The organism is Halosimplex salinum (assembly GCF_003730195.1).
GTDB lineage: Archaea > Halobacteriota > Halobacteria > Halobacteriales > Haloarculaceae > Halosimplex > Halosimplex salinum.
In genome coordinates this window covers 366,112-390,159 of sequence record NZ_QWGG01000003.1, presented here as the reverse complement: position 1 = coordinate 390,159, position 24,048 = coordinate 366,112, and the positions used below count along the sequence as shown (strand labels likewise).

The window sequence follows — 24,048 nt, the reverse complement described above, 5'->3', positions numbered from 1 at the left end:
GTCGACCAGTGACAGACACAGGTCGGCAGTTGCGTGCGCTCTACTTCACGCGATTCGCGAGTTCGTTCGGGCTGGTGACCCTGCTGACGCTCCTGCCGACGTTCATCAACGAACTCGGCGCGGAGGGGTTCGTCCTGGGGCTGTTCGCGACCGGGCTGACGTTCGCGCAGGCGGTCGGGATCATCCCCATCTCGTGGGCGGGCGACCGCTACGACAAGCGCACGGTGCTCCTGGGCGGGCTCGGCCTCTCCGTGTTCGTCTACTTCGGGTTCGCCCTCGTCGAGACGAGCTGGCAGTTCATCGCCGTCAGAGCCGTCCAGGGCATCGCCGCCACCGCGGCCGGGCTCATCGCGCTGGCGCTCGTGGGCGACCTGGCCCGCGAGTCCGAGCGGGCCAACACCATCGGGACGTCCAACGCCTGGCGGTTCGCGGCTGCCATCGGCGGGACGTTCTCCGCCGGGGCGCTGTACGACCTGTTCGGGTTCGAGGCGGTGTTCACGCTGCTGATGATCGTCGCCGCGGCGGCGTTCGTCGTCGTCTGGCTCTGGGTCGAGCCCGACGACACCCGGATCCACGGGTTCCCCTTCACCGATCTGGCGTTCAACAAGCGCATCCTCACGATGACGAGTTTCCGCGCACAGTACGCAGTCGCGGTGACGCTCGTGCGGACGTGGGTGCCAATCTACGCCGGCCTCGCGGCAGCGGACGGCGGCCTCGGCTACGTCAACAGCGCGACGGCGGTCGCGGTCGTCATCGCCGCCGAGAAGTTCACGAACATGCTCTGCCAGCCGTACACGGGCGGCCTCTCCGACCGGTTCGGCCGCGCTCGCTTCGTGTTCGTCGGCGGCCTGTTCTACGGCACCGTCGCCCTGGCCGTCCCGTTCACGCCGGTCATCGGCGGGACGCTCGCGCTCCCGACCACCTTCCCGTTCCTCGGCGAACTCTCCGCCGCCTTCCTGCCGCTCGTCGTGCTCAACGGCCTGCTCGGCGTCGCGGACTCGATCCGCGAGCCCGCGAGCATGGCGCTGTTCGCCGACGAGGGGAAGGGCAAGGGCGTCGCCTCCAGTTTCGGGGTGCGCGACCTCGTCTGGCGGCCGGGGTCTGTCCTCGCGCCGCTCGCCGGCGGGTGGCTGACGAGTAACGTCGGCATCGACTGGGTGTTCTACCTCGGCGGCGCCTTCGCCTTCACCGGCGTGTTCGCCTTCCTCGGCATCCTCTCCTATAACCACGGCCGCGACGCGCTCACGGCGTGGTGATCGGGAGTTGGTGGTTCCGGTGGCATCGATACCGATACCGCGACCGCCGGCTCGATCGGTGCCGAGAACAGCCTGAAAGCCCCCGCCGTCTCGACTTCCGGGCCTCGCTGCGCTCCTCGGCCTGGCGGCCTGCGGTGCTTGCCTCGTCCGGGTTCGTCGAGACGGCGGCCCCTTTCATTCCCACCCGTGTCGGCCGGCCGGTCAGTCTGTGCGGGTGGGAATGAAAGGGGCCGCTCGCTCCAGTGCTTACGTCGTCGTGCTTCCCGGAGCGAGCGGGGGCTTTCAGGCTGTTCGCGGCTACGACGGTGAGTGCGGTTGCGGGACTGCAGTCGCCCGGATCCGTTTCGAAGCCCCCTCCAACTCGTCGACCACAACGTACACCACGGACCCCGACCACTGGCACACCATGTCACCGACGGTCCACGCCCTACGCAACGAGATCCGCGTCTCGGTCGACCGATTCGAGCGAGAAGTCTCCAGCGCCTTCACCAAGGAGGCGCTCGCGGCCATCTGCGACGCCGTGGACGCCGATATCGACACGAGCGGACAGCCGTCGAAGCCGGCGATGCGGACCGCGATCCGCGCGGCCGTCGACGGGCTCGACGGCGATAGCGAAGACAGCGGCGACAGCTTCAGGAAAGCCGACCTGCAGGCGATCGCAGAGGCGCTCCGGGACGACGACCAGTAGCGCCGACTCAGAACTCGCGGACCATCACGAAGGCGTCCTCGCCGTTGGAGTAGTAGCGCGGGAGGGTTCCCTTCCGTTCGAAGCCGAAGCCCTCGTAGAGCCGCTTCGCGGTGTCGTTGGACTCTCTGACCTCGAGTTTCACCGACGCGACGTTCTGGGCGGCGAGCGCGGTCAGGCCCCGCTGGAGGAGGCGGCGGCCGATGCCCTCGCTCCGGCGCTCCTCGGCGACGGCGATGTCCTTGATGTGGCCGAGCGACTCGCCGTGGTTGGGGACCACGTCGGCGACGACGTAGCCGACGACGCGTCCGTCGTCGCCGACCGTCGCCGTCTCCCGGGAGTCCTCGTCGTCGCGGACCTGCGCGACGAGGAATCCCGACTCTCCGAGGAACCGCTCGAACGCCGAAAACGGCCACGGCTGTGGGAACGCCTCCTGTTCGATGTGGAAGACTGCGAGCAGGTCGGCGCGCTCGGCCTCGCGAATACGCACGTCCGGCCCCGACTCCTCGTCCCGTGCGACCGTCGTCACTACCGCCGGATAGGGTGTGGCCGTACAAATGTCTACTGCCGGCGTGGGCTGCCGGCAGCGACCGCCGTCTCGCGTCCGTCCGACGACCGCAAACCGCACGACCCCGCCGGGAGACACAAAATTCTTAACCGCTTCACACGCACGACCGAACGCACCCGATTGGGTGCCACCCCACCCTCCCCACCCCATCTACTCTCTCTTCGCTCTCACTCGTGAGCGGCGCCCCGAGTACCGGAGCGGTCCGCTCCCCGCTATCGAACGCAGTGCGCCACCGGGTATTTCCGCCCGCGGATCGTGTCTCCGAACGTGAACGTCGACTCGAGAACCGTCGAGGCCCGCGACGGGGCGACGCTGCACTGCCTGGAGCGCGTCCCCGACGACGCGACGGAGGCGGTGGTGCTCGTCCACGGGAGCATCACGAACGCCCGCGCGCTGTTCGCGACGCCCGTCCGCGACGACGACTCGTACTCCTGGCTCCACGCGGTCGCCGACCGCGGCCGCGCGGCGTTCGCCCTCGACGTTCGAGGGTACGGGGACAGCGACCTCCCGCCGGAGATGGACGAGCCACCCGAGGCTAGCGGCCCACCGGTCCGCGCCGACCGGGCGGCCGACGACGTCGCCGCCGCCGTCGACTCCGTCCGCGAGGAGTACGACGGCGTCCACCTCGTCGGCGTCTCGTGGGGCTGTCACACCTGCGGCCGCTTCGTCGAGCGCGACGACCCCGAACTGGCGTCGCTCACGCAGTGTGCGCCGGTGTACAAACCTCGTTACGACTTCGACGAGGGGATGGCCGCGCTCGGCCTCGACAGCGTCGACGTGGCGTGGTACACGCAGGACAGGGAGACCGTCCGCGAGCGCCAGGGCGGCGACGACGCCCTCTTCGAGGCGATCTGGCGCGCACAGGTGGAGTCCAACCAGGGGATCGACGACACCACCTACAGGGCCCAGACCGGCGCGCTGGCCGACTGGCGCGCCTCGTGCGAGGGGGACCCCGTCTGGGACCCCGCCGCCATCGACGTCCCGACGCTCGTCGTCCGCGGGACCGAGGACGCCATCGCCGACCGCCCCGGCTCGCTCGACCACTTCGACGAGTTGACCGTCGAGACGGCGGATTACGTGGAACTGGCCGGCGTCGACCACTACCCGATGCACAGCGACCGACGACAGGAGTTCTTCGCGGTCGTCGACGAGTTCCAGGACAGAGCGGGCTGAGCGCGGTCGGACGAGCGGTTCGTCGATTCCCCGACCGGAGGGGCGGTCGTCGACTCGTTACAGGTCTCCGTTGATCGCGTCCGCCACCCGCTGGCGGTCGAACAGCCGTTCCTCGGCCGGGATCTCGGGGTACGGACCGGACTCGTAGGTGGGCCACTCGCCGAACGCGTCGGGGTACAGCTGCTTCGCGGTCATCTCTAGCTGGAAGAGATTGAGGATCGGCCCCTGATACCTGGCGCCCTGTGGATACACGCGCCCCTGTTTCACTGCGGTGATCTCGGAGGCGACCGGGTCGGACTCGAGCGTTTCGCGACGCTTCGGCAGGTCGGTCCCGGGCTCGAAGCCGCCCAGATGGAGGATAACGTCCGGGTCCGCTTCGACAAGCGCCTCGAAATCGACGACGGAGTTCGTCTCGACCTCGCCCTCGAAGGCGTCTTTCGCGCCGAAGGGCCGCGTGTGCGAGGTCAGGAATCCCGGATTGTCCAGCGTATACGCGTAGATCTCCTCGACGTCGGCCGCGGCGATCATCACTGCCGACGGACGCTCCGACTCGGGCGGGAGGTTGTCGTCGATAGTCGCCAGCAGTTCGTCGTGAACCGCCGCGAGTTCGCGATAGCGGGCCCGCTCCCGGAACGCCTCCGCGACGAGTTCGAACTGCTCCCAGAGGGTGTAGTACTCGTAGCCGTCGGCGTAGGCCTCGGCTGGTTCGGCGTGTCGGTCGCTGAGCGAGTTGCCGAACCACGGTGCGACGCCGTCGGCGATCTCGTCGATGTCCGCTTCGTCCCACGCGTCCTGTTTCGTTATCCACGCCGGGTCCGCGAGGTGAATATCACTATCGAGTTCGTACAGTTTCTCCTTGGTCGGCTGCCACGAGGAGTACAGGCCCGTCCAGTCGAGCGAGACGCCCGGGAGCCGTTCGACGAACTGGTTCCACAGCCCGTCGTAGTAGTCGGGTGCGTGCATCGCGGTGATGGCGTCGCCGCGGCCGAGCGCGAACGCCATGTCGGCGTGATGGGTCAGTCGCGTGAAGACGGTCTCCGGCGGCGAATCGAACTCGACGGACCCCATCGGAGACATGCTCACCGAGTAGGGGCCCGCGTCGGTGGCCGTCCCCGTTTCCGTCTCCGTTTCCTCGGCGTCAGACTCCGTCGCAGTCGCGATCGGGGTCGGCGTGTCGGTCGCCGTCGACTCGTCCGCCGCCGTCGACCCGCCCGCCGGCTCTGCGCCATCGCCGCTACAGCCGGCCAGCAGGCCGCCGCCGACGAGCGCACCGGCGTACGTCAGATACTCTCGTCGCGTCCGTGACTCGCGCGTCGCGTCGTCGTCTACCATATGGATTAGGCTAACCTAAACCAATAAACCGCTTTCGAATCTTTGGCGGGCCTAAAAATCGCAGAGCGGCCGACGGCGCCGCCGCTCACGAGCCGTGAAAAAACGGAGAAGGTGTCGGATCAGTCGTCGGCGGGCGCGCCGGAGTCGCCGGACTCGTGCTGCTGTTTGACGTGGGTGAGCTTCCCGCCGTCGGCGAGGATCTCGCGCTCGCGTTCGGAGGCGTCGAGGTTGGCGGTCGCCTCCCAGTCGCCGTTCACGCGGATGGTGAACTCCTCCTGGCCGGTGCGGACCGCCTCGGCCACGTCGTCGACGATCTCGACGTCGTCGCCCTGGTCGATGTCCTCGTAGGTGTCCTCGTCGATCGTCAGCGGGACGATGCCGAAGTTGAAGAGGTTCGCCTTGTGGATGCGGGCGAAGCTCTGTGCGAGGACGGCGTCGATACCGAGGTACATCGGGCACAGCGCCGCGTGCTCGCGGGAGGAGCCCTGTCCGTAGTTCTCGCCGGCGAGCAGGATGCCGCCGTCGTTCTCGAGCGCGCGCTCGGGGAACGTCTCGTCGACGCGGGTGAGCGTGAACTCGGAGAGCTTCGGGATGTTCGACCGGTACATCAGCACGTCGGCGTTGGCCGGGCTGATGTGGTCGGTCGTGATGTTGTCCGGCATCTTCAGCAGGATCTCGCCCTGCAGGTCGGCCGGGAGCGGGTCCTTCAGCGGCACGTCGCCGATGTTCGGGCCCTTGATGAGCTCGTCGTCGACGGCCTCGTCGGGCGTGATGAGGTCGGAGTTGCTCACGCCGACGTAGTTGTCGGCGAGTTCGAAGCCGGGGTCCTCGACGTCGAGGTCGCGCGGGTCGACGATCTCGCCCGTGAGGGCGGCCGCCGCGGCGACCTCCGGCGAACAGAGGTAGACGGAGTCGTCCTCGATACCGGAGCGACCCTCGAAGTTGCGGTTGAAGGTGCGCAGCGAGACCGAGTCGGAGGCGGGCACGTGGCCGTTACCGATACACGCGCCGCAGGTCGCCTCGGAGAAGTTGACGCCGGCGGCCATCAGCTCGGCCGTCCAGCCCTCGCGGGCGAGCATCTCGGATGCCTGCTTGGAGCCGGGCGCGACGATCATCTCCGTCGTCTTGTTGATCTCGCGGCCTTCGAGCATCTTCGCGGCCGGGAGGATGTCCTCGTAGGCGCCGTTCGTACAGGAGCCGATCATGACCTGGTCGACGTCGACGCCCTCGACCTCGCGGACGGGGACGACGTTGTCGGGCATCGAGGGCTCGGCGATGAGCGGCTCGAGGTCCGAGAGGTCGACCGTGATCTGGTCGTGGTATTCGGCGTCCTCGTCGGGCGCGACCGCCTCGAAGTCCTCGGGGCGGCCGACGGCTTCGAGGTACTCCTCGGTCTTCTCGTCGGTCGGGAAGATCGAAGAGGTCGCGCCGAGCTCCGTCCCCATGTTGGTGATCGTCGTCCGCTCGGGCACCGAGAGGCTCTCGACGCCGGGGCCGGTGTACTCGAAGATCTTGCCGACGCCGCCCTTCACGGAGAGGCGTCGGAGGAGCTCGAGGATGACATCCTTCGCGGTGGCCCATTCCGGCAGTTCGCCTTCGAGGTGGACGTTGACGACCTCCGGCATGTCGATGTAGTAGGCGCCCCCGCCCATCGCGACGGCGACGTCGAGGCCGCCGGCACCGATGGCGAGTTCGCCTATCCCGCCGGGCGTCGGCGTGTGGGAGTCCGAACCGAGCATCGTCTTGCCCGGCGCGGCGAAGTTCTCCTTGTGGACGTTGTGACAGATACCGTTGCCCGGGCGCGAGAAGTGCGCGCCGAACTTGCCCGCCGCCGAGCGCAGGAAGCGGTGGTCGTCCGTGTTCTTGAAGTCGAACTGGTAGGTCTGGTGGTCACAGTACTGCGCGGCGACCTCGGTCTGGACGTTGTCCAGATCGAGCGCGTCGAACTGCAGCCAGACGAGCGTTCCCGTGGTGTCCTGGGTGAGGACCTGGTCGATCTCGATCCCGATCTCCTCGCCGGGCTCGAGTTCGCCCTCGACGAGGTGGTCGTCGAGAATTTTTTCCGTAAGTGTCTGTCCCATAACGTCCCACAATGGCACACGAGCAGATATAAAACCCGCGAGTCGCCGCGAATGTTGTCAGTTACCACCGCCGCGCCGTCTTGCGATCTCCGTCGTGACGGCTCGCAGTCACGTTTCGCAGCGCCGTCTCGCGTTCGGCTTCGACGAACGCCGTCAGACGGTTCGACGATCCGCTCGGCGCGGGAGACGGCCGGCGACGGCCACCGTGGGCGGGTAGTACGGGGAGCGAAACGACTATGCCGGCGAACGGACCACGACTGGTATGTTCAGGAGCGGGCGGTTCGTCGCGGACGTGCTCGGTGACGTTGACGGCGACCAGGTCCAGCCAAACGGCGTCGACCTGCGGCTCGGTTCGGTCTTCGAACAGGTCGAGCCCGGCCGGGTCGGCCGCGAGGGCAAGACGGTCGGCGACCGGCGCGAACTCGACCCCGGCGAGACCGACGACGGGAAGGACGTCTACCGCCTCGACGCCGGCGGATACGTCGTCCAGTACGCGGACACCGTCGCGATCCCGGAGGGACATATCGGCTTCCTCTACCCGCGCTCGTCGCTGTTGCGAAACTCCTGTATGCTCGACACGGCCGTCTGGGACGCCGGCTACGAGGGCCGCGGCGAGGGGCTCCTGGAGGTGTACCACCCGGTCGAACTCGAACGGGGTGCCCGGATCGCACAACTCGTCCTCGCCGAGGCGAACCACGCGGACACCTACGACGGCTCCTACCAGCGCGAGCGAATCGACTGACCGGACGCCGACTCTCCGTACCGAGCACTGCGACGCGGTGAGAACTGCCTATTAAACGTGCTTGTTCTACCATGCCGTAAGATTAATCGAACCTGTCGTGAAAGGTACGAACGGTGTTGGGGGGAGCCCGACCGGACAGTGCCTCTGACATCCAACTCCCGGACGAGGTCTCCAACACCGGTCTTCGGGGAGATCCCCGATTTCTGCTCGTACGCCCGCGAGTGGCGACGCTTTCGTGCACGAGACCGCCTGAAAAACGGCCGCGAGCCGACCGCCGTCACGGGCGCCAGTCGACAGACGGTGGCGTGCAGTTCTTTCAGAGCGTGAAACCGCAGTCGTAGTTCTATAAGGCGGTACGGTGACGTACGGGGTATGCCAGCCAGCGAGGATCTGTACGTACTCGCCCCCGGGGAGGGCGAGGACGAGAGCGAAGGGTGGGTCAGTCCACGACCGATCGACGAGGCAGTACAGACGGCGGTCGCCGACGCCACCGATCTGGACGCCGGGGACGTCGACGAGGCCGGTAGTTACGCCGACCTCGACGAGGTCGCGGCGCTGCTCGACGGCGACGGCGAAGCGGAGTCGATCACGTTCACGGTCGAGGGCCACGAGGTCACTATCGACGGCGGCGGACACGTAACGGTCGAACCGGCCGAGTGACCGGCGACAGGCGGTCCGCCCCGTGAACGGTCCCGGGGTCGCCCCGGGACAGACCTAACCCCCCGGGGTGAGAACCGTCTGTATGACGCGTCTGGCGCTCATCGCCCACGACGACGAGAAAGCGGAGATGATCGACCTCGCCGAGACATACGAGTCGCTCCTCTCGACGTTCGACCTCGTCGGGACCGGGACGACCGGCAAGCGGATCACCGAGGAGACCGGCCTCTCGGTGGAGCGCAAGGAGTCGGGACCGATCGGCGGCGACGCCCAGATCGCCGCCGAGGTGGCCGAGGACCGACTCGACGGCATCATCTTCCTCCGCGACCCGCTCTCCGCCCAGCCCCACGAGCCCGATATCACCGCCCTGCTGCGGATCTGCGACGTCCACGACACGCCGCTCGCGACGACCCGGACCAGCGCGGAGTACGTACTCGACGGCCTCGCCGCGGACCGCGAGGAGTGAGCGGGTTCGCGGCCGACCGCGAGGAGTGAGCGGATTCGCCGGGAACCGGCGCGCGACGGACTACACTTCGAAGACGAAGGCGCTCCCGGCCGTCTCGATATCGGAGTGGTCGTCGTAGAAGGCGCCCACGACGCCGAACTCGTCGGTCAGCGTCGCGGCGCTGCCGAACAGTTCGCCGGGCCCGCCGTCCGGTGGCAGTAGCTTCGCTTCCTGCGCCCACTCGGCGCCTGCCCGCGAGAACAGGAACGCCGACCCGGCGTCCTCGCCGTTCGGCTCCTCGTCGTGTTCCGCACCGACGAGCGCCGTATCGCCGCGGAGTGCGACGGACTCGCCGAAGGCGTCGCTCTCGTCGCCGTCGTCGGGCAGGAGTTTCGCCTCGTGGGTCCACTCGCCGTCGGACGCGACGAAGGTGTGCGCCGCGCCCCCGAAGTAGCCGTTGGGGTCGTCCTCCCCGGGCGCGGCGACGAGCACGCGGTCGCCCTCCAGCGAGAGGCTGGCCCCGACGTAGTCCTCACTGTCGCGCTCCGGCGGGACGAGTTTCGCCCGCTGCGTCCACGACCCGTCCGACCGCGCGAACGCGTACACCGCTCCCTGTCCCGTGCCGTCGGGTTCGCCGGGGGCGCCGACGAGCGCCCTGTCACCGTCGAGGACGACCGCTCGACCGAAGTCGTCGTGGTCGCCGCCGTCGTCGGGTGCGAGCGTCGCCGTCCGCTCCCACCCGCCGTCGACTCGCTCGAAGACGTGGGCCGCCCCGGACACGGCGTCGTCGCCGGTTCGGGCGTGCGGTGCGCCGGCGACGACGGTGTCGCCGCTCAGTGCGACGTCGTCGCCGAAGGCGTCCCGGTCGTCGTCGGGCGTCGAGAGCGTCCCGGCGCGAGTCCAGTCGTCTCCACTCCGATCGTAGACGTACGCCGCGCCCGAGGAGATGGTGTGCGTGCCGGAGAGCTCTGACGCGGCGATCAGCGCCCGGTCGCCGGAGAGCGCACCGGCGTGGCCGAACCGTCCCTCCGGGTCACCCGACTCCGGCGCGAGGCGGGCGGTCTGTGTCCACGTACCGTCGACTCGCTCGAACGCGTACGCCGCGCCGACGGCGTCCTCGGCCCCGGGAGCGTCCGCGCCTTCGGCCCCGACGAGCACCGCGTCTCCCACCGACGCGAGCGAGCCGCCGAACTCGGCGTACGATTCGGCGTCGCTGGCGGTGAGAGACGCGACAGCCGTCGGGGGCGGCGAGGTCGTCTCCGTCTCCGTCTCCGTCGGCGTCGGGGGAGGGGTCTGCGTGGCGGTCGGTGAGGGAGTCCGCCTGTCCGTCGGCGTCGGCGCCGGCGTCCCGGTTGGCGTCAGCGTCGCCGTAGGCGTCCGCGTCGCCGTCGCGTCGGATGTCGCGCTCGACTCCCCGGTCGGTGATCCAGTGCCGTCCGCGGGCGGTGTCTCGGAGGGCCGGTCGTTCGACCCGAAGCGACACCCGGTCAGCGCGCTCGCGGCGCCGGCCGAGAGGGCGGCCAGGACGGATCTGCGAGAGGGCATATCGGATACTGTTACAAACCGAACAAATGCTTTCTGGAACGACGGGAATCGAGGAGGCCGGCGGTCGAAACGGAGACGGGGACGGACGAAGGTGGAGGGCCGACAGCGGGGAGGGGGCGGGTTCGGAAGGCGTCAGGTGCTACACCCGGACTTCTTAAACCCCTTGTCGAGACTCAAAGAGCGATTGAACCCTTCGGCGAGCGGCCCGGAATCCGCCGGACTCGGGACCGGTCGCGCGCCGGGGACAAGACCTAACCGCCGTCAGCGCGTCGCTCCCGGACATGAGCGATTCGTCCCTGCGAGCGCCGGCAGAGACCGCCGTGAAACAGTGCATGAACCTCGGGAGCGACGAGTCCTGTGCGGTCGTCACCGACGACGAGCGCCAGGCCATCGGCGAGGCGCTGTACGCCGTCGCGAGCGAGATAACCGACGACGCCGCCATCGTCCGCTACCCGCCCGGCGACCAGCACGGCGAGGAGCCGCCCGAACCGGTCGCGGCCGCGATGGCCAGCGCCGACGTGGTGCTCGCACCGACCACGAAGAGCCTGACCCACACGGCGGCCCGCACGGACGCCAACGAGGCCGGCGCCCGGGTCGCGACGCTCCCCGGCATCACCGACGGCGTTTTCCTGATGGGGCTGGACGCCGACTACGAGTCCATCGCCGCCGAGTCCGAGCGCCTCCTCGAACAGGTCGCGGGCGCGGCGGAGGTCCGGGTGACGACGGAACTGGGTACCGACATCACGTTCGAGCCGGGCGACCGCGAGTGGCAACTCGACACCGGCATCGTCCACGAGGCCGGCGACATGTCCAACCTCCCCGCCGGCGAGATATTCCACAGTCCCGAGGACGCCAACGGTCGGTTCGTCGTCGACGGGACGATGATGCCCCACGGGAAACTCGACGAGGGCCAGACCCTCGCTTTCGAGGTCGAAGACGGGTACGTCACCGACATCTCGGACGACGCGGTCCGCGCCGACGTCGAGGAGGCGGCCGAGGAAGTGGGCGACGACGCCTACAACCTCGCGGAGCTCGGGATCGGCTCGAACCTCGCCGTCGAGGACCTCGTCGGCTCGGTCCTGCTGGACGAGAAGGCCGCGGGTACCGTGCACATCGCCATCGGCGACGACCACGGCATCGGCGGCGACACGCACGCGCCGATCCACCTCGACGGGATCATCACGGAGCCGACGGTGTACGCTGACGGGGAGGTCGTAGACCTGCCGAGCGCGAACGAGAACTGAGTCACGTCCGTTCGGCGGTCTGTTCCGCCGCACCGCGTTCGCTCGGGAAGAGCCACTCGGTGCGGGCGATCAGGACGGCCGCGACGACGAACCAGGGGACGACGCCGATCAGCCCCACCGGCGTCGGGCCGAACACCTGGTTCGGGATGTCGGTCGCGAACAGCGTCGCCAGCCCGGCGCTCCCGTTTATCATCGCGTGGCCGACGACGGCGGGGAAGACGCTCCCGCTCCGGAGGGTGAGCCACCCGAGGAACACGCCCAGGCCGACCGTCGCGACGACCATCGCCAGGAGCCCGAGCCACGGCGCGCCCGGGTAGCCGACGCCGTAGTTGTACCCCATCGCGATCACTGGCCAGTGCCAGACGCCCCACACGACGCCGTGGGCCGCGAGCGCCCGCTGCCACCCCATCGGTGCGAGCTTCGGCAGGAGGTACGCCCGCCAGCCGAACTCCTCGCCGAACGTCGCGAGGCTGTTCAACAGCGGCGCGGCGACGAGCGCCTGGACGAACTGGACGGCCAGAAACGCCGTCGGCGAGAGCGGTATCTCCTGTCCCGTCTGTTCCTCCAGCGTCGCCAGCAGGTCGGCGACCGCGGCCATCCCGCCGAACCGCCCGGGAAACAGCAGGAAGTAGAGTCCGGCACCGGCCACGATCAGGACCACGGGACCGAGCCACCCCAGCAGCCACGGGAGCGCGGGCGTCCGGACGCGGAGCAGCATCTCGCCGCGGTCGAACCCCTCGTCGGTGACCCACCGCGCGGCGACGTGGCCGACCGCGGGGCCCCACATGTACGGCCCGGCGAGCAGGACCAGCCACAGCGGGATCCCCAGCGCGAGCGTCGGTCCCGCTCCGATACCCCCGAGTGCGTAAATGACGCCCGCCGTCGCCCAGGAGACGGCGAACGCCACCCCGAGGAAGACGCCGAGCCGGCGCCGTTCCAGCCCCCCCTCGTCGGTTCCCGGTCCGAATCGTTCGTCACCCGCTCGTCCCGATCCGGTGACCATGCTCCGGTCTTCGCAACGGGACTACGTGAATATTCGCCCGCGGATCGACTCAGCGGACTTTTACGCGCTCGCGGGCTACGTAGGGGTATGACAGAGTCCACGGAGCGGGTCGCCGTCGCCTGCCCCTCGTGTTCGCCGGACCTCGAGACGGTTCACGAGGTGCTCACGACCGGCGGCGGGCACGCCACGATCCGCTGTACCGAGTGCAGTCACACCCACAAACACGCGCTCGACGCCACCACCGAGTACGAGCGCGACGTGGTCGTCTCCCAGGACGACGAGTCGTTCACCGCCACGGCCGACGTCCCCGAGGGCGAGGAACTGGCCGTCGGCGAGGAGTTCCTGCTCGACACCGACGAGGCGATCATGACCGTCCGGATCACCAGCCTCGAACTCGACGACGAGGGGCGCGTCGAGGAGACCACGGCCGAGGAGGTCCAGACCATCTGGACCCGCGCCGTCGGGAACGTCAGCGTCAACCTGACGCTCCACCCGAAAGACGGGCGCCACGACGAGACGCGCTCGCTGACGGTGCAGGTGCCCGGCGACTACGAGTTCACGGTCGGCGAGACGGACGAACTCGGCGGCGAGGAGTTCACCGTCGAGGGGATCCACGTCCGCGACGACGCCCACGGATACCACCACGACAAGCTGGACTTCGACGGCGACAGCGCGTTCGCGAAGGACATCAACCGGTTGTACGCCCGCGACGAGTCGTCGACGGCCTGGTCCGCGTGGTAGCATGGACTTCGCGGCCGCCCGCCAGCGGTTAGTCGACCACCTCCGCGAGCGCGGTCGAGTCGACGACGAGCGCGTCCTCGACGCGCTGGCCATCGTTCCCCGCCACGAGTTCGTCCCCGAGAGCCACCGCGAGGGCGCCTACCGCGACCGCCCGCTCCCCATCGGCCAGGGCCAGACCATCAGCGCTCCGCACATGGTCGCGATCATGGCCGACCTGCTCGACCTGCGCCCCGGCGACGCTGTGCTGGAGATCGGCACCGGTTGCGGGTACCACGCCGCCGTCACCGCCGAGACCGTCGGGAGCGAGGGCGTCTACTCCGTCGAGTACCACGACGACCTCGCCGAGGACGCCCGCGAGCAACTGGCTGAACTGGGCTACGACGAGGTGTCGGTCCGCGCCGGCGACGGCAAGGAGGGGTGGCCCGAGCACGCGCCCTACGACCGCGCGTACCTGACCTGCGCCGCCTCCGAGTTCCCCCAGTCCGTCGTCGAGCAGGTCCGCCCCGGCGGGTACGTGCTGGGACCGATCGGGAACCGCCGACAGACGCTCGTCCGTGCCCGGCGGCGGGCCGACGGCTCGCTCGACCGGGAGGACCACGGCGGGGTTCGGTTCGTGGAGTTGCAGTAACGCACCCCCGAAGCCGCGCCATTCATTACCGTCGAGGGCGGACCGAAAACCATGGACCCCGCGGTGGTGCGTGACGACATGGTCGACAGCCTGGAACACGAGAGCAAGGGCTGTCTCCGGAGCGAACGCCTCTCCGTCGCGATGCGGGAGGTCCCGCGAGAGGCGTTCGTCGCCGAGGACCGCGGGGCGTACGCCGACCGCCCGTTCGAACGACTCGGGACGCGCGTGCTCGCGCCGAGCACCGTCGCACGCCTCCTCGAAGCGCTCGACGTGCAGGAGGGGGATTCCGTGCTCGTCGTGGGCGCGGGCGTCGGGTACACCGCCGCGGTCGTCGCGGAACTCGCCGGCGAACAGCACGTCCACGCTATCGACATCGCCCGCCGGTTAGTGATCGACGCGCGCCAGAACCTCGCCGAGGCCGGCTACGACGGCGTCCTCGTCGACCGCCGCGACGGCGCGGAGGGGCTCCCCGAGTACGCGCCCTTCGACCGCGTGCTGCTCGAAGCGGCGGCGATCAGCCCGCCGGCGGCGCTGGTCGACCAGCTGGCCGAGGACGGCCGGCTGGTCATGCCCCTGGGCGCCGGGGACCAGAGCCTCGTCGTCGTAGAGGACGGGGACGTCACCGAGCGACTGGGCGGCGTGGCGTTCCAGCCGATGCTCGTCGAGGGCGAACAGGCCGACACGGTCGAGCGCAATCGCACCCGTCGCGAGGACCGCGAGTTCGCCCGACGGAACGCCCAGGGTCGCACCGGCTGGGAGCAGGAGTGGATCGACTGGGACGACGCCGTCGGCCGCTGAGTCACCGAACGGCCGTCACTTCCCGTCCACGACCAGCACCTCCGTGTTCCCGCGTTCGTCCGCGTACTGCCCGCCGGCGGGCGGCTTCACGTCGAACTGTATCGTCCCCTCACGTTGATTCGGCCCGAGCGACGGCGAGAGCGACAGCGTCGCCGTTCCGTTGGCGTTCGTCCGCGCGGTGGTCACCGAGTCGAGCGTGGCGGTGCCGCCCGAGGCGACGACGGTCGCGTTGGCGACGCGGTCGCCCTGTGGACCGACGACTTCGACCGAGAGGTCCGTCGGGTCCTCGCCGACGACTTCGGGCGTCGGGCGCACGTCGAGTTCGGTGACGCCGAGCGTCTGGATCCCGCCGAGCGTGTTCATCATGACGCTCAGGCTGGCGACGCCGACGACCAGTGCGATGACGAGTCTGATCGGCAGTCCTTCGATCGCGCGTTCGTCTCCGGTGAGCGCTCGTGGCTCCATGGGCGGCCCTGGTCCCGGTCTGGGTCATAAACGCTCGGACGAGGGTTTACATGGGAGTGAGGGGGCAGCTCCGACTTCGGCGACTGTTTCGAGGGGGCCGCGGGCGTGTCCACGGTCTCGCGAGCAAACGGAAAGGCAGGAGTACCCCCGCCCGATGGGTACTGTCGAACGGATGTCCGGGGACCGAACGCTGACTCGTCTGGGACCGCTCGCGCTCGTCGTCGCGGGCGGGTTCGCCGGTGCGGTGCTCCGGTACGCGCTCGCGTCGGCGCTCCCGGGGGCCTTCCCGTGGGGGACGCTCGCGGCCAACGGCCTGGGGAGTTTCGCACTCGGCGTCCTGCTGTACGAGCGTCACTTCGCGGACGCGCTGAGCGTGGAGACCAGACTGCTGGTCGGGACGGGCTTTCTCTCCTCGTTCACGACCTACAGCACGTTCGCGGCCGAGACGACGGCGCTCGCGGGCGGACAGGCGCCGGTGCTGGCGGCGGCGAACGTCGCGGCGAACTACGCGCTCGGGCTCGTCGGCGTCCTCTGTGGCCGCTGGGTCGCGAGGTGGCTCTCGTGAACTCGCTGGTCCTCGTCGGGCTGGGCGGCGCCGCGGGCGCGCTGGCGCGACACCTGCTCGGCGAGCGGATCGACGCGCGGACGGGGGACACGCTGGCGGTGAACGTCCTCGGAAGCCTCGCGCTGGGGGCCGTGCTGGCCGCGCCGGTCGGCGACCCGGTCGTGCTCGCGCTGGGCACTGGCTTCTGTGGCGCGTTCACGACGTTCTCGACGTTCGCGTTCGAGACGGTGCGGCTGTTCGAGACCGGTGAGCGTCGGCGCGCGCTGGCGAACGCGCTCGTCAACCTGGTCGGCGCGCTGCTCGCGGTGTGGATCGGATCGACGGTCGCGGGACTGGCGTGGTGAGGCGGACGGCGAGACGAGTCGGCGGAGAGACGAGTCGGCGGAGAGACGGGTCGGCGGTCGATATCGCGCTCCGCTACTCGCTGAGAGCGTAGAAGGTCCCGTCCTGACTCCCGATATAGACGCGGCCGCCGGCGACGACGGGGGCGGCCGTCTCGATGTTGTTGCCGGTCTCGAACGACCACTCGAGGTCACCGGTCTCAGCGTCGACGGCGTAGACGTTGTCGTCGCGACTGCCGACGTAGACGGTGCCGTCCGCGACGACCGGGGGCGCGGTGACGCCGTCGCTCGGGTGGGTGAACCGCCAGAGCTCGATCCCGTCGCTGGCGTCGACGGCGTACAGCGTGTTGTCCCGCGTCCCGACGAACACCCGGTCTTCGGTGACCGCGGGGGTAGCGGCGACGTTGCCGGCGAAGGAGGTCTCCCAGTCGACGCTCCCGCGGGTGTTGATCTGGGTGAGTCGGCCGTCCTCGCTGGTAACGTAGAGCCGTCGGTCGCGGTAGGAGACGCCGTTGGCGCTCGAGCCCAGCGATTTCTGCCACTCGAGGCTGCCGGACGCGGTCACCGCGTAGAGGTCGTGGTCGGCGCTGGTGGCGTAGACCATGTCGTCGGTGAACACCGGCGACGACGTGATCGCGCCGTAGGTGTTCTGGTTCCACTTCAGTTCGCCGTTGTACGCGTCGAACTTGTAGACGTCGCTGCCGGTGGTGCCGACGTAGACGTGACGGCCGGCGACGACGGGCGCGGTGACCGCCTCCGTCGACGTGAGGTCCCAGTCCCAGAGCTCCGACCCGTCGGCGGTCTGGAGCGCGTAGATGATGCCGCCGCTGGTGCCGATGTAGAGCAGTCCCTCGTCGACCGCCGCCGCGCTCGTGACCGGTGCCGCGGTGTCTTTCGACCACTTCGTCTCGCCGGTGACGGGGTCCAGCGCGTGGAAGGACCCGTTCGGGTCACCGGCACCGCCCGCGCCGATGTACAGCGTCCCGTCGGACAGCACCGGTGTCGCGTTGACCTGGTCCTGTTCGAACTCCCTCGACCAGTCGACCGAGACGTCCTCGTGGGGTGCCTCCGCGTCGGCGTGGTGGCCCCAGTGTTCGTTGTTGCGCATGAACGTGGGCCACGAGGCGAACGATTCGGCGCCCGGCGTCGCGGTCGGCGTGTCCGTCGGGTCCGGCGTGTCGGTCGCTTCCGGCGTGTCCGTCGGGTCCGGCGTGTCGGTCGCTTCCGGCGTGTCTGTCGGTGCGTCCGTCGGTGACTCGGTCGGCGTGCCCGCGCCCGTGCTACCGCCCCCCTCGCTCGCCGTCGGGTCGTCGTCGGACCCACATCCGCTCAACCCGACCGTCGACGCGGCCGCCACTGCCGCCAGGAACTGACGACGATCCGCCCGTTTCCGTGACATAGCCGTGGTATCGGTGAACTGACTCATATGCTCTTGGGTTCCTTCGGCGACGCTCCGCTCCGAAACGGACCGACCGTCGACGACGCCGTCCCGCCGAACCGATCGATACTGTGCAAGGGTTTCGCATACCAATAGACCTATATGCTGGTGTGGTATACCTTAGCACGTATGGCGTCCGCACCGAGCACCGACGACATGTTCGACGAGTTCTTGACCGACCGTGGACACGACGTCGAGGCGACGGGCTGGGAAGAGAACTACAACAAGAAGCAGTGCCCCGACTGCGGAGGACTGCACGAAACGGCCGCGACAGAGTGCTCGGTATGCGGCTGGTCTCCGGCCTGAGACACGACGACGAACCGTTCTACCGTTTTTTCGTGACACGACGCGCGTCGACGAGAGTTCGGTAGCGACGGCTCGGGCCCGGCGGTCGTCGGAGCGCGGTTACTGGTCGCGGGTCACGGGCGAGCCCGTCGCTGGGACGGGTCGAAATTGTTGGGGGGAATAAGGGGGAAGTCCACCGGAAGGCGGGCAACGGAGGCCCGGCAGGGGGATAGCCGGCGGGTCGTGAGACCCGTTCGGTTCCGATTTGCGTCGGGGGAGACGCATAGGGGGAATGGCACCGGAACCGACCTCCGGCAGCGCGCTCGTGCCGGCGAGGACCGCATGCGAGCCCGGGCGGCCCGTACCGGTCCGCGGGGGAGCGTCGAACGCCGTCAGGCGTGGTCTCGACCTCCCGCCCGCGGATCGGACGAACCCACACCCCACCACTGGCACACACGGATGCGCACGGTGCGATGGGCCGCTCGGGCTCACACTTGGTCCGCATCACTGGGTAGTGAGGGGATTCGTATAATGGGGCAGGGGCGTTTTCTGAGCCTGAAAGAGCTCACCCTCGAAAGGTCTATATAACACCTCGAGAGATCACACCGGTAGTGGACGAAGAACGGGCAATCGAGGAGATACTCGATACTATCGGCGACGAACACGCTCGGCGGGTGCTGGCCGCGCTCAGTCGCGAGCCCCGGTCGGCGAAGGAACTGAGCGAGGAGTGTGACCTGTCGCTACCGACCGTCTACCGGCGCATCGAGATGCTCAACCAGTACGATCTCGTGACGGACCAGACGCTCGTCGCGGACGACGGCAACCACTACAAGGTGTACGAGTCGAACTTCGAGTCGACGGTCATCTCTCTCGAGGACGACGAGTACAAGGTGCGCATCTACCGCGAGGAGAACCTCCCCGACCGATTCAGTCAGCTCTGGGACGACCTCAACCCCGAGTAAGTCGCCAGCGGGTCCGGTGACCGCCCGGGGCGAGCGACGGCACGACCGCGTCGTCCCCGGACTGGACCGGCGAAATTATAAACCAGACTATCCTGTCGACAGACGACACGATGGTGGACGTCGCAGCGATCATGCGCGGACTACTGGCGCTGATGCGGCTGGCAGTGTTCGGGCTGTCGCTCGGGATCACCCTGATCAGCTTCCAGGCGTATCGCCAGCGCCCCTCGGACCGCCTGCAGTACGCGTTCATGGGCTTCGCGTTCATCAGCATGGGCGTCGCGAGTACCGTGATCGCCCAGATCGGCGCTCGCGAGGCGACCGAAGTCGTCCGGTTGTTCTTCCAGATGACGGAGTCGATCCCGTTCATCATCGGCTTCACGATGCTGTACATCTCGCTGTACAGGGACTGAGCGAACGCGTAGCGTTCGCGAGGGTCGAGACTCGACCGAGACGAGACGTTCTGGACCGACACCTCGATCCGGGAGGCATGGGCAGGGCGCGCCGTGGCGACCGTCGGACGGCGAAGCGGAACGCGCGCCGTGGCGACCGTCAGACGGCGTGGGCGGGACGCGGGAGCGTCGAGTTGAACGCGAGTCGCTTCCCTTATGGGTGTGTAGCCTCACTAGTGGTCCAATGACTGAACCGTCCACCCAGGTGACGCGCCTGTTCGGTGGTCCCGGGAGCGGGAAGACGACGGCACTGCTCGACAGGGTCGAGACCCTGCTCGAAGAGAACGACGACGTGGAGTTCCGTGACGTGCTCGTGGTGTCCTACACGCGTGCGGCCGCCGCGGAGATCCGTGAACGCCTCGCGGAGCGACTGGGGGAGTCGCCGCGGGCGCTCAAGGGGAACGTCTGCACGATGCACGCGAAAGCCTACGAACTGCTCAACCTCTCGCGGGGGGACGTCGTGGGCGAGTCCGACAAGGAGGAGTTCTGCGACGAGTTCGGCATCGACTACGAGGACGAGTACGAGGGCTCGCGACGCCGCTCGGCCCGGTCGACGACCATCGGGAACAAGATCATCGCCACGAGCCAGTGGCTCCAGCGGACCCGCAGGGACGTGGCCGACTGGTACGACGTCCCGTTCAAGTGGGACGACGAAGTCATCCGGCTCCCGCCGGACATCGACGAGAACGCCCAGACGGGCAACAAGTACACGCCGACGTGGCCGAGCGACGACGACCGGATCAGCGTCCCCGAGACGATCCGCGCGTGGCGCCAGTACAAGGGCGAACACGACGTGGTCGGCTTCGCCGACATGCTCGAACGCGTCGCCCAGCGCTCGCTCATGCCCAGCGTCGACTACCTCGTCATCGACGAGTTCCAGGACATCACGACGCTGCAGTACGACGTATACCGCGAGTGGCGTCCGCACATGGAGACGGTGCTCATCGCCGGCGACGACGACCAGGTCGTGTACGCCTGGCAGGGCGCCGACCCCGACCTGCTCCTGGAGGAGGACGTCACCGACGACAACATCCTGCCCAACTCCTACCGGCTCCCCTCCCGGATCCTCAACGTCGTCAACAAGGAGGTCAGCCACATCGAGAAGCGCCAGGAGAAGGACCTCAACCCGCGCAAGGAGGGCGGTCGCGTCGAGGGCGTCCAGAACCCGACGATGATCGACCTCGTCCGGAACGTCCGCACGACGATCGAACAGGACGAGGAGGGCACCGCGATGATCCTCTTCCGCGCGCGCTACCAGATGTTCCAGTTCATCGACGAGTTCATCGACGAGGGGATCCCGTTCACCTGCCTGACCGACCAGCGGATGTGGACCGACCGGCTGACCCAGTACGTCCGCGCCATCGAGAAACTCGACGAAGAGGAAGCCGTCACCGGGCTGGAGGCCCGTCGACTCGCGGACATGCTCGCCGACTCGGCCTTCGGGACGAGCGAGCGCGACGACCTGTTCGACGAACTCGACGAGATGGAGGAGGCGTCGGACGTCGAGGACCTCGAAGAGCTCTCGGTCGACCCCGAGACGATCCGCGACTTCGCGCCGTTCGTCCCGGACCCGCGGGCGGCCGCGGACATGCTCCGGAAGGTGACGAACTTCCAGGAACGGAGCGTCGAGGCGTACTTCGGCGGCGAGTACGCGGGGATGCAGACCGACCGCGTCCGCGTGGGCACCATCCACAGCGCGAAGGGTCGTGAGGCCGACCACGTGTTCGTCGCGACGGACCTGACGGAGAAGGTCGTCGAGCAGATGGCCGCGACCGTCGACCAGTCCAACCGCGACGTGCCCGGCGACGAGGAGTTCACCAAACACACCTCGCCGGTTCCGACCCTCACGGACAACGAGCGCCGGGTGTTCTACGTCGGGATGTCCCGCGCTCGCGAGCGACTCGTCATCATGGAGAACCTCGTCGACGGGGCGCCGACCCTGCCCATCGACGTCCTCCTCAACAACGAGCCGACGGGCGATTCGGTCGAGGACGTCCTCGCCAACGCTCAGGAGCTCGACGACGCCGTCGCGGCCGACTGACCCCGACGACAGCGACTCCGATCTTCGAGGGTCGTCCGACCGACCCACACACCTTTGCTGATTGGGACCGTATCGCACGCAGGGGGAGACCGTGACCGAACAGTGCGGCATCTGTGGCGAGCGAGTCCCGTTCGATGCGACCGTCCACCTGCTAGTCAACCCGCAGGACGAGGAGGGGATCCGCGATAGATTCGTCTGCCAGTCCTGTCACGAGGCCGAGATCACACCGCTGTTCCAGCGTCGGTGAGCCGGCTGGCGGACCGGTCCGCCAGCCACGCCGTCACTCGTCGATCGTTCCGCCCTCGAGGTAGAACTCCGTCTTGTCGCGGGTGGCTCTGGCGAGTTTGACGAACTCGACGACGCGCTCGTCGCCGTCGCGGCGGTCCGCGCGCACGTCGAGTTCGAGACCCCGGTCGCGGAACTGGTCGAGCAAGCGGTCGAGGACCTCGGGGTCGCCGCGGACGACGTGCTCGTCACCGACGGGTTCGCCCCGGTCGACGGCCCGGACCGTCTCGACCGCGGGCAGGAGGATCGACTCGCCGAGATTCCGTGCGCGCTCGCGGACGACCTCGTCGCGCTCGTCGCGCTCGACCGCCTGAAACACCTCACGGATCACCCGCGAGAAGAGGAAGTCGCGACCGTAGTCGAACGGGAGCGCGAACGCGTGTTCGAGGTCCGAGCGGTGGATCGCGGAGGTGGTGTACTTGAGCCGTCGGCGCCCGTCGGCCGCGGTGAGGACGACACCCTCCCGCCCTTGCTCGTCGAGTTCGTCGATGGCGTCGCCCACCGCGTCGACGGCCGCATCGGGGTCGTGGACGCCGAACGACCGGACCTGTTCGAAGCCGTACGCCTCGCAGAGGTCGCGCCGTTCGGCCACCGGGAGCGGGTCGCCCGTCTCCCGGTCGCGCAGGTCGAAGACGCGGACGGCGACCGACTCGACCTCGTCGTAGTCGTGGGTCGTGTAGGGGTTCTCCGGGCCGACGACCTCGGCGCACACCTGCAGGTCCGGGTGGTCGGCGAAGAAGTCGTCCAGCGGACACTGATCGCGGACGGTCTCGGTCGTGTAGCGACAGACGTGGCCGCTCCGGGTGAACGCCAGCGGGCCGAACTCCTCCCAGTGGCCCGCGTTCACGTCGGCGACGCGCACGTTGTAGCCGTTCAGTTTCTCCTCGACCGCGACGGGCCCGTCGAAGTACTCGGGGATCCCCGGATCGAGGACGAGCGTGCGCGGGATGGAGGGGAACCCGCGGACGACGGCGTCGCCGAGGATGGCAGTCCCACGTTCGACGCCGTGGCGCGCGTCCGGCAGGTAGCGGTACTCGCGCCCGCGGTAGCGCTCGGACTGGAAGTGCTCGAACAGGTGGTCCGTGTCGGCGACGCCGAACACCGCCGCCCAGTCTCGGCCCATGACCTATCGTTCGAGCGCCACGTGCTTAGACTCCGCGGCGGGTGCTCGGGACAGCCCACAAAGTGACCAGTCGCGGTGGCGCGCGCTGTCGCGAGTTCTATCTCGCGACAGCACCGTGCGAGGGATGAGGAGCGCAACGAAGTGAGCACCGCAATCGGCTGGGGAGGTATGTGGCGCGGTACCGTGCGATGCAGTTCCTGGCGGACTGAAAGGGCGAGGCTCGGTCGCGGCGACCGGAGGGAGCGGAGTCGCTGAGCGGGCACTATCCGACCGGAGCGAGGATATCCCGCTCAGCGACCGCGAGCGGGGCGAGGGCTTTCAACTCTCTTCGTCTTCTGCAGTCACTCCAATCCGACTTCTATTCACGACTCACTACACAGAAACAACCACTCAACTCGCAGATCGGACCGAACACCAGATATCGGCCCCGAAATTATTGAGGACTCGACGCGTAGTACCCGACAATGGCGGACTCGCCGCTCAAACAGCGGTTCGTGCTCGACACGTCGGTGTTCATCACACCGGAGATCCGCGAGGAGGGCCAGGACCTGGAGGACGCCTGCCTCGAACTGCTGACCCTGATCGCGGACGCGAAGCTGACGCTGAACATCTCCTGTTACATCCCGCCCGCGATCGACGACGAACTCACCCAGATGCTCGCCGAGCGCGACGTGGACGAGGAGATCTTCGCGAAGCTCGACACGTGGGTCATCACGAAAGCGCCCGCGCGCTACGAGGTGACGATCCCCGCCCACGTCGTCTACGAGTTCGTCGACGAGATGTCCGACCGCGTGAACCGGGGGCTGCGCGTCGCCGAGAAGGCCGTCCGCGAGGCCGAGCAGTCCTCGAGCGACACCGTCGAGAACCACGACCACATGACCGAGGTCGACCGCGTCATCTCCGACCTGCGCGACCAGTACCGCCGGGCGCTCCGGCAGGGCGTGCTCGACTCCCGCGAGGACTTCGACCTGCTCATCCTCGCTCGCGAGCTCGACGCCGGCGTCGTCACCGAGGACCAGGGGATCGTCGGCTGGGCCGACGACTTCGGCCTCCGGTACCTGCAGGGGCGGAACTTCCCCGCGCTGCTCCGGGAGTATCTGGTCGCCAGCGGGCACGAGGACTACGTCGAGATGTAGGCCCGCCGGCGCAGCGTCTGTCGGTCCGCTCGGCCACCAGACCGCCGACCACCCGACCGC

Annotated in this window: 25 protein-coding genes and 1 pseudogene; 18 read left to right on the top strand and 8 right to left on the bottom strand. The window is 68.6% G+C overall.

All coding sequences use genetic code 11. The features are described from left to right. The first annotated feature begins 8 nt into the window (after positions 1 to 8). Positions 9 to 1,256 carry an MFS transporter gene (locus D1409_RS10250; protein WP_123536723.1) on the top strand — a complete coding sequence of 416 codons (1,248 nt, stop codon included), beginning with the start codon at positions 9 to 11 and terminating at the stop codon, positions 1,254 to 1,256. Between the two features lie 406 nt (positions 1,257 to 1,662). Further along, complete coding sequence (locus tag D1409_RS10240; protein WP_123536719.1) at positions 1,663 to 1,944, top strand: hypothetical protein; 282 nt, start codon at positions 1,663 to 1,665, stop codon at positions 1,942 to 1,944. Between the two features lie 7 nt (positions 1,945 to 1,951). Here the strand turns inward: D1409_RS10240 and rimI are convergent, their stop codons facing one another. After that, on the bottom strand, positions 1,952 to 2,470 hold the full coding sequence (rimI, locus tag D1409_RS10235; RefSeq protein WP_123536717.1) for a ribosomal protein S18-alanine N-acetyltransferase: 519 nt from the start codon (positions 2,468 to 2,470) through the stop codon (positions 1,952 to 1,954). 306 nt (positions 2,471 to 2,776) lie between these two features. Between rimI and D1409_RS10230 the strand changes: the two genes are divergently transcribed. After that, positions 2,777 to 3,682 (top strand): alpha/beta hydrolase, encoded by a 906-nt coding sequence (locus tag D1409_RS10230; RefSeq protein ID WP_123536715.1) that lies wholly within the window; start codon positions 2,777 to 2,779, stop codon positions 3,680 to 3,682. 57 nt (positions 3,683 to 3,739) lie between these two features. Here D1409_RS10230 and D1409_RS10225 read toward each other — a convergent pair whose 3' ends face one another. Continuing rightward, a complete protein-coding gene (locus D1409_RS10225) occupies positions 3,740 to 5,014 on the bottom strand; it encodes an ABC transporter substrate-binding protein (RefSeq protein ID WP_123536713.1) in 1,275 nt (424 codons plus the stop codon). A 119-nt stretch (positions 5,015 to 5,133) separates the two neighbouring features. Then, complete coding sequence (locus D1409_RS10220; protein WP_123536711.1) at positions 5,134 to 7,095, bottom strand: aconitate hydratase; 1,962 nt, start codon at positions 7,093 to 7,095, stop codon at positions 5,134 to 5,136. Between the two features lie 259 nt (positions 7,096 to 7,354). Between D1409_RS10220 and D1409_RS10215 the strand changes: the two are divergent. The 3 genes and pseudogenes from D1409_RS10215 to D1409_RS10205 form a co-directional block, all read left to right on the top strand. Then, positions 7,355 to 7,837, top strand: a pseudogene (locus D1409_RS10215) (deoxyuridine 5'-triphosphate nucleotidohydrolase); the annotation flags it as partial. A gap of 372 nt (positions 7,838 to 8,209) precedes the next feature. Next, entirely contained in the window at positions 8,210 to 8,497 is a 288-nt protein-coding gene (locus tag D1409_RS10210; RefSeq protein WP_123536707.1) for a HalOD1 output domain-containing protein, read from the top strand. 82 nt (positions 8,498 to 8,579) lie between these two features. Next, positions 8,580 to 8,960, top strand: a complete 381-nt coding sequence (locus D1409_RS10205) for a methylglyoxal synthase (RefSeq protein WP_123536705.1) — start codon at positions 8,580 to 8,582, stop codon at positions 8,958 to 8,960. Between the two features lie 60 nt (positions 8,961 to 9,020). On the opposite strand, the gene D1409_RS10200 is transcribed toward D1409_RS10205, so the two are convergent. Continuing rightward, positions 9,021 to 10,484 (bottom strand): hypothetical protein, encoded by a 1,464-nt coding sequence (locus D1409_RS10200; protein WP_123536703.1) that lies wholly within the window; start codon positions 10,482 to 10,484, stop codon positions 9,021 to 9,023. A gap of 281 nt (positions 10,485 to 10,765) precedes the next feature. Here D1409_RS10200 and D1409_RS10195 point away from each other — a divergent pair, with 281 nt between their 5' ends. Further along, a complete protein-coding gene (locus D1409_RS10195) occupies positions 10,766 to 11,728 on the top strand; it encodes an aminopeptidase (protein ID WP_123536701.1) in 963 nt (320 codons plus the stop codon). A gap of 1 nt (position 11,729) precedes the next feature. Here the strand turns inward: D1409_RS10195 and D1409_RS10190 are convergent, their stop codons facing one another. After that, positions 11,730 to 12,731, bottom strand: a complete 1,002-nt coding sequence (locus D1409_RS10190) for a CPBP family intramembrane glutamic endopeptidase (protein WP_123536699.1) — start codon at positions 12,729 to 12,731, stop codon at positions 11,730 to 11,732. 87 nt (positions 12,732 to 12,818) lie between these two features. Here D1409_RS10190 and D1409_RS10185 point away from each other — a divergent pair, with 87 nt between their 5' ends. Genes D1409_RS10185 through D1409_RS10175 form a run of 3 tightly spaced genes read left to right on the top strand, consistent with a single transcriptional unit; the run spans position 12,819 to position 14,898 of the window. Further along, on the top strand, positions 12,819 to 13,472 hold the full coding sequence (locus D1409_RS10185) for an HVO_0476 family zinc finger protein (RefSeq protein WP_123536698.1): 654 nt from the start codon (positions 12,819 to 12,821) through the stop codon (positions 13,470 to 13,472). A gap of 1 nt (position 13,473) precedes the next feature. Further along, positions 13,474 to 14,100, top strand: coding sequence for a protein-L-isoaspartate(D-aspartate) O-methyltransferase (locus D1409_RS10180; RefSeq protein ID WP_123536696.1), 627 nt, complete (start codon positions 13,474 to 13,476; stop codon positions 14,098 to 14,100). A 51-nt stretch (positions 14,101 to 14,151) separates the two neighbouring features. Beyond that, a complete protein-coding gene (locus D1409_RS10175) occupies positions 14,152 to 14,898 on the top strand; it encodes a protein-L-isoaspartate O-methyltransferase family protein (protein WP_123536694.1) in 747 nt (248 codons plus the stop codon). A 15-nt stretch (positions 14,899 to 14,913) separates the two neighbouring features. On the opposite strand, the gene D1409_RS10170 is transcribed toward D1409_RS10175, so the two are convergent. Continuing rightward, entirely contained in the window at positions 14,914 to 15,363 is a 450-nt protein-coding gene (locus D1409_RS10170; protein ID WP_123536692.1) for a DUF7382 domain-containing protein, read from the bottom strand. Between the two features lie 154 nt (positions 15,364 to 15,517). Here D1409_RS10170 and D1409_RS10165 point away from each other — a divergent pair, with 154 nt between their 5' ends. Then, positions 15,518 to 15,928, top strand: coding sequence for a fluoride efflux transporter FluC (locus D1409_RS10165; RefSeq protein WP_394339032.1), 411 nt, complete (start codon positions 15,518 to 15,520; stop codon positions 15,926 to 15,928). Further along, on the top strand, positions 15,925 to 16,272 hold the full coding sequence (crcB, locus tag D1409_RS10160) for a fluoride efflux transporter CrcB (RefSeq protein ID WP_394339031.1): 348 nt from the start codon (positions 15,925 to 15,927) through the stop codon (positions 16,270 to 16,272). Before D1409_RS10165 ends, crcB begins: the two co-directional genes overlap by 4 nt. 73 nt (positions 16,273 to 16,345) lie before the next feature. On the opposite strand, the gene D1409_RS10155 is transcribed toward crcB, so the two are convergent. Beyond that, positions 16,346 to 17,668, bottom strand: coding sequence for an outer membrane protein assembly factor BamB family protein (locus D1409_RS10155; RefSeq protein WP_123536685.1), 1,323 nt, complete (start codon positions 17,666 to 17,668; stop codon positions 16,346 to 16,348). A 168-nt stretch (positions 17,669 to 17,836) separates the two neighbouring features. Between D1409_RS10155 and D1409_RS24465 the strand changes: the two genes are divergently transcribed. The 5 genes from D1409_RS24465 to D1409_RS24460 all read left to right on the top strand — a co-directional run bounded on the left by D1409_RS24465 (position 17,837) and on the right by D1409_RS24460 (position 21,691). Continuing rightward, complete coding sequence (locus D1409_RS24465) at positions 17,837 to 18,013, top strand: HVO_0416 family zinc finger protein (protein WP_164471631.1); 177 nt, start codon at positions 17,837 to 17,839, stop codon at positions 18,011 to 18,013. Positions 18,014 to 18,603: 590 nt separating this feature from the next. Beyond that, positions 18,604 to 18,954 (top strand): ArsR/SmtB family transcription factor, encoded by a 351-nt coding sequence (locus D1409_RS10150; protein WP_123536683.1) that lies wholly within the window; start codon positions 18,604 to 18,606, stop codon positions 18,952 to 18,954. A gap of 110 nt (positions 18,955 to 19,064) precedes the next feature. Continuing rightward, positions 19,065 to 19,364 carry a DUF7521 family protein gene (locus D1409_RS10145; RefSeq protein ID WP_123536681.1) on the top strand — a complete coding sequence of 100 codons (300 nt, stop codon included), beginning with the start codon at positions 19,065 to 19,067 and terminating at the stop codon, positions 19,362 to 19,364. A 223-nt stretch (positions 19,365 to 19,587) separates the two neighbouring features. After that, entirely contained in the window at positions 19,588 to 21,444 is a 1,857-nt protein-coding gene (locus D1409_RS10140) for a UvrD-helicase domain-containing protein (protein WP_123536679.1), read from the top strand. A gap of 91 nt (positions 21,445 to 21,535) precedes the next feature. Next, complete coding sequence (locus D1409_RS24460) at positions 21,536 to 21,691, top strand: hypothetical protein (protein ID WP_164471630.1); 156 nt, start codon at positions 21,536 to 21,538, stop codon at positions 21,689 to 21,691. 33 nt (positions 21,692 to 21,724) lie between these two features. Here the strand turns inward: D1409_RS24460 and D1409_RS10135 are convergent, their stop codons facing one another. After that, positions 21,725 to 22,852 (bottom strand): RNA ligase, encoded by a 1,128-nt coding sequence (locus D1409_RS10135; protein ID WP_123536677.1) that lies wholly within the window; start codon positions 22,850 to 22,852, stop codon positions 21,725 to 21,727. Positions 22,853 to 23,316: 464 nt separating this feature from the next. On the opposite strand from D1409_RS10135, the gene D1409_RS10130 reads away from it, so the two are divergent. Then, positions 23,317 to 23,988 carry an RNA ligase partner protein gene (locus tag D1409_RS10130; protein ID WP_123536675.1) on the top strand — a complete coding sequence of 224 codons (672 nt, stop codon included), beginning with the start codon at positions 23,317 to 23,319 and terminating at the stop codon, positions 23,986 to 23,988. Positions 23,989 to 24,048: the final 60 nt, after the last annotated feature.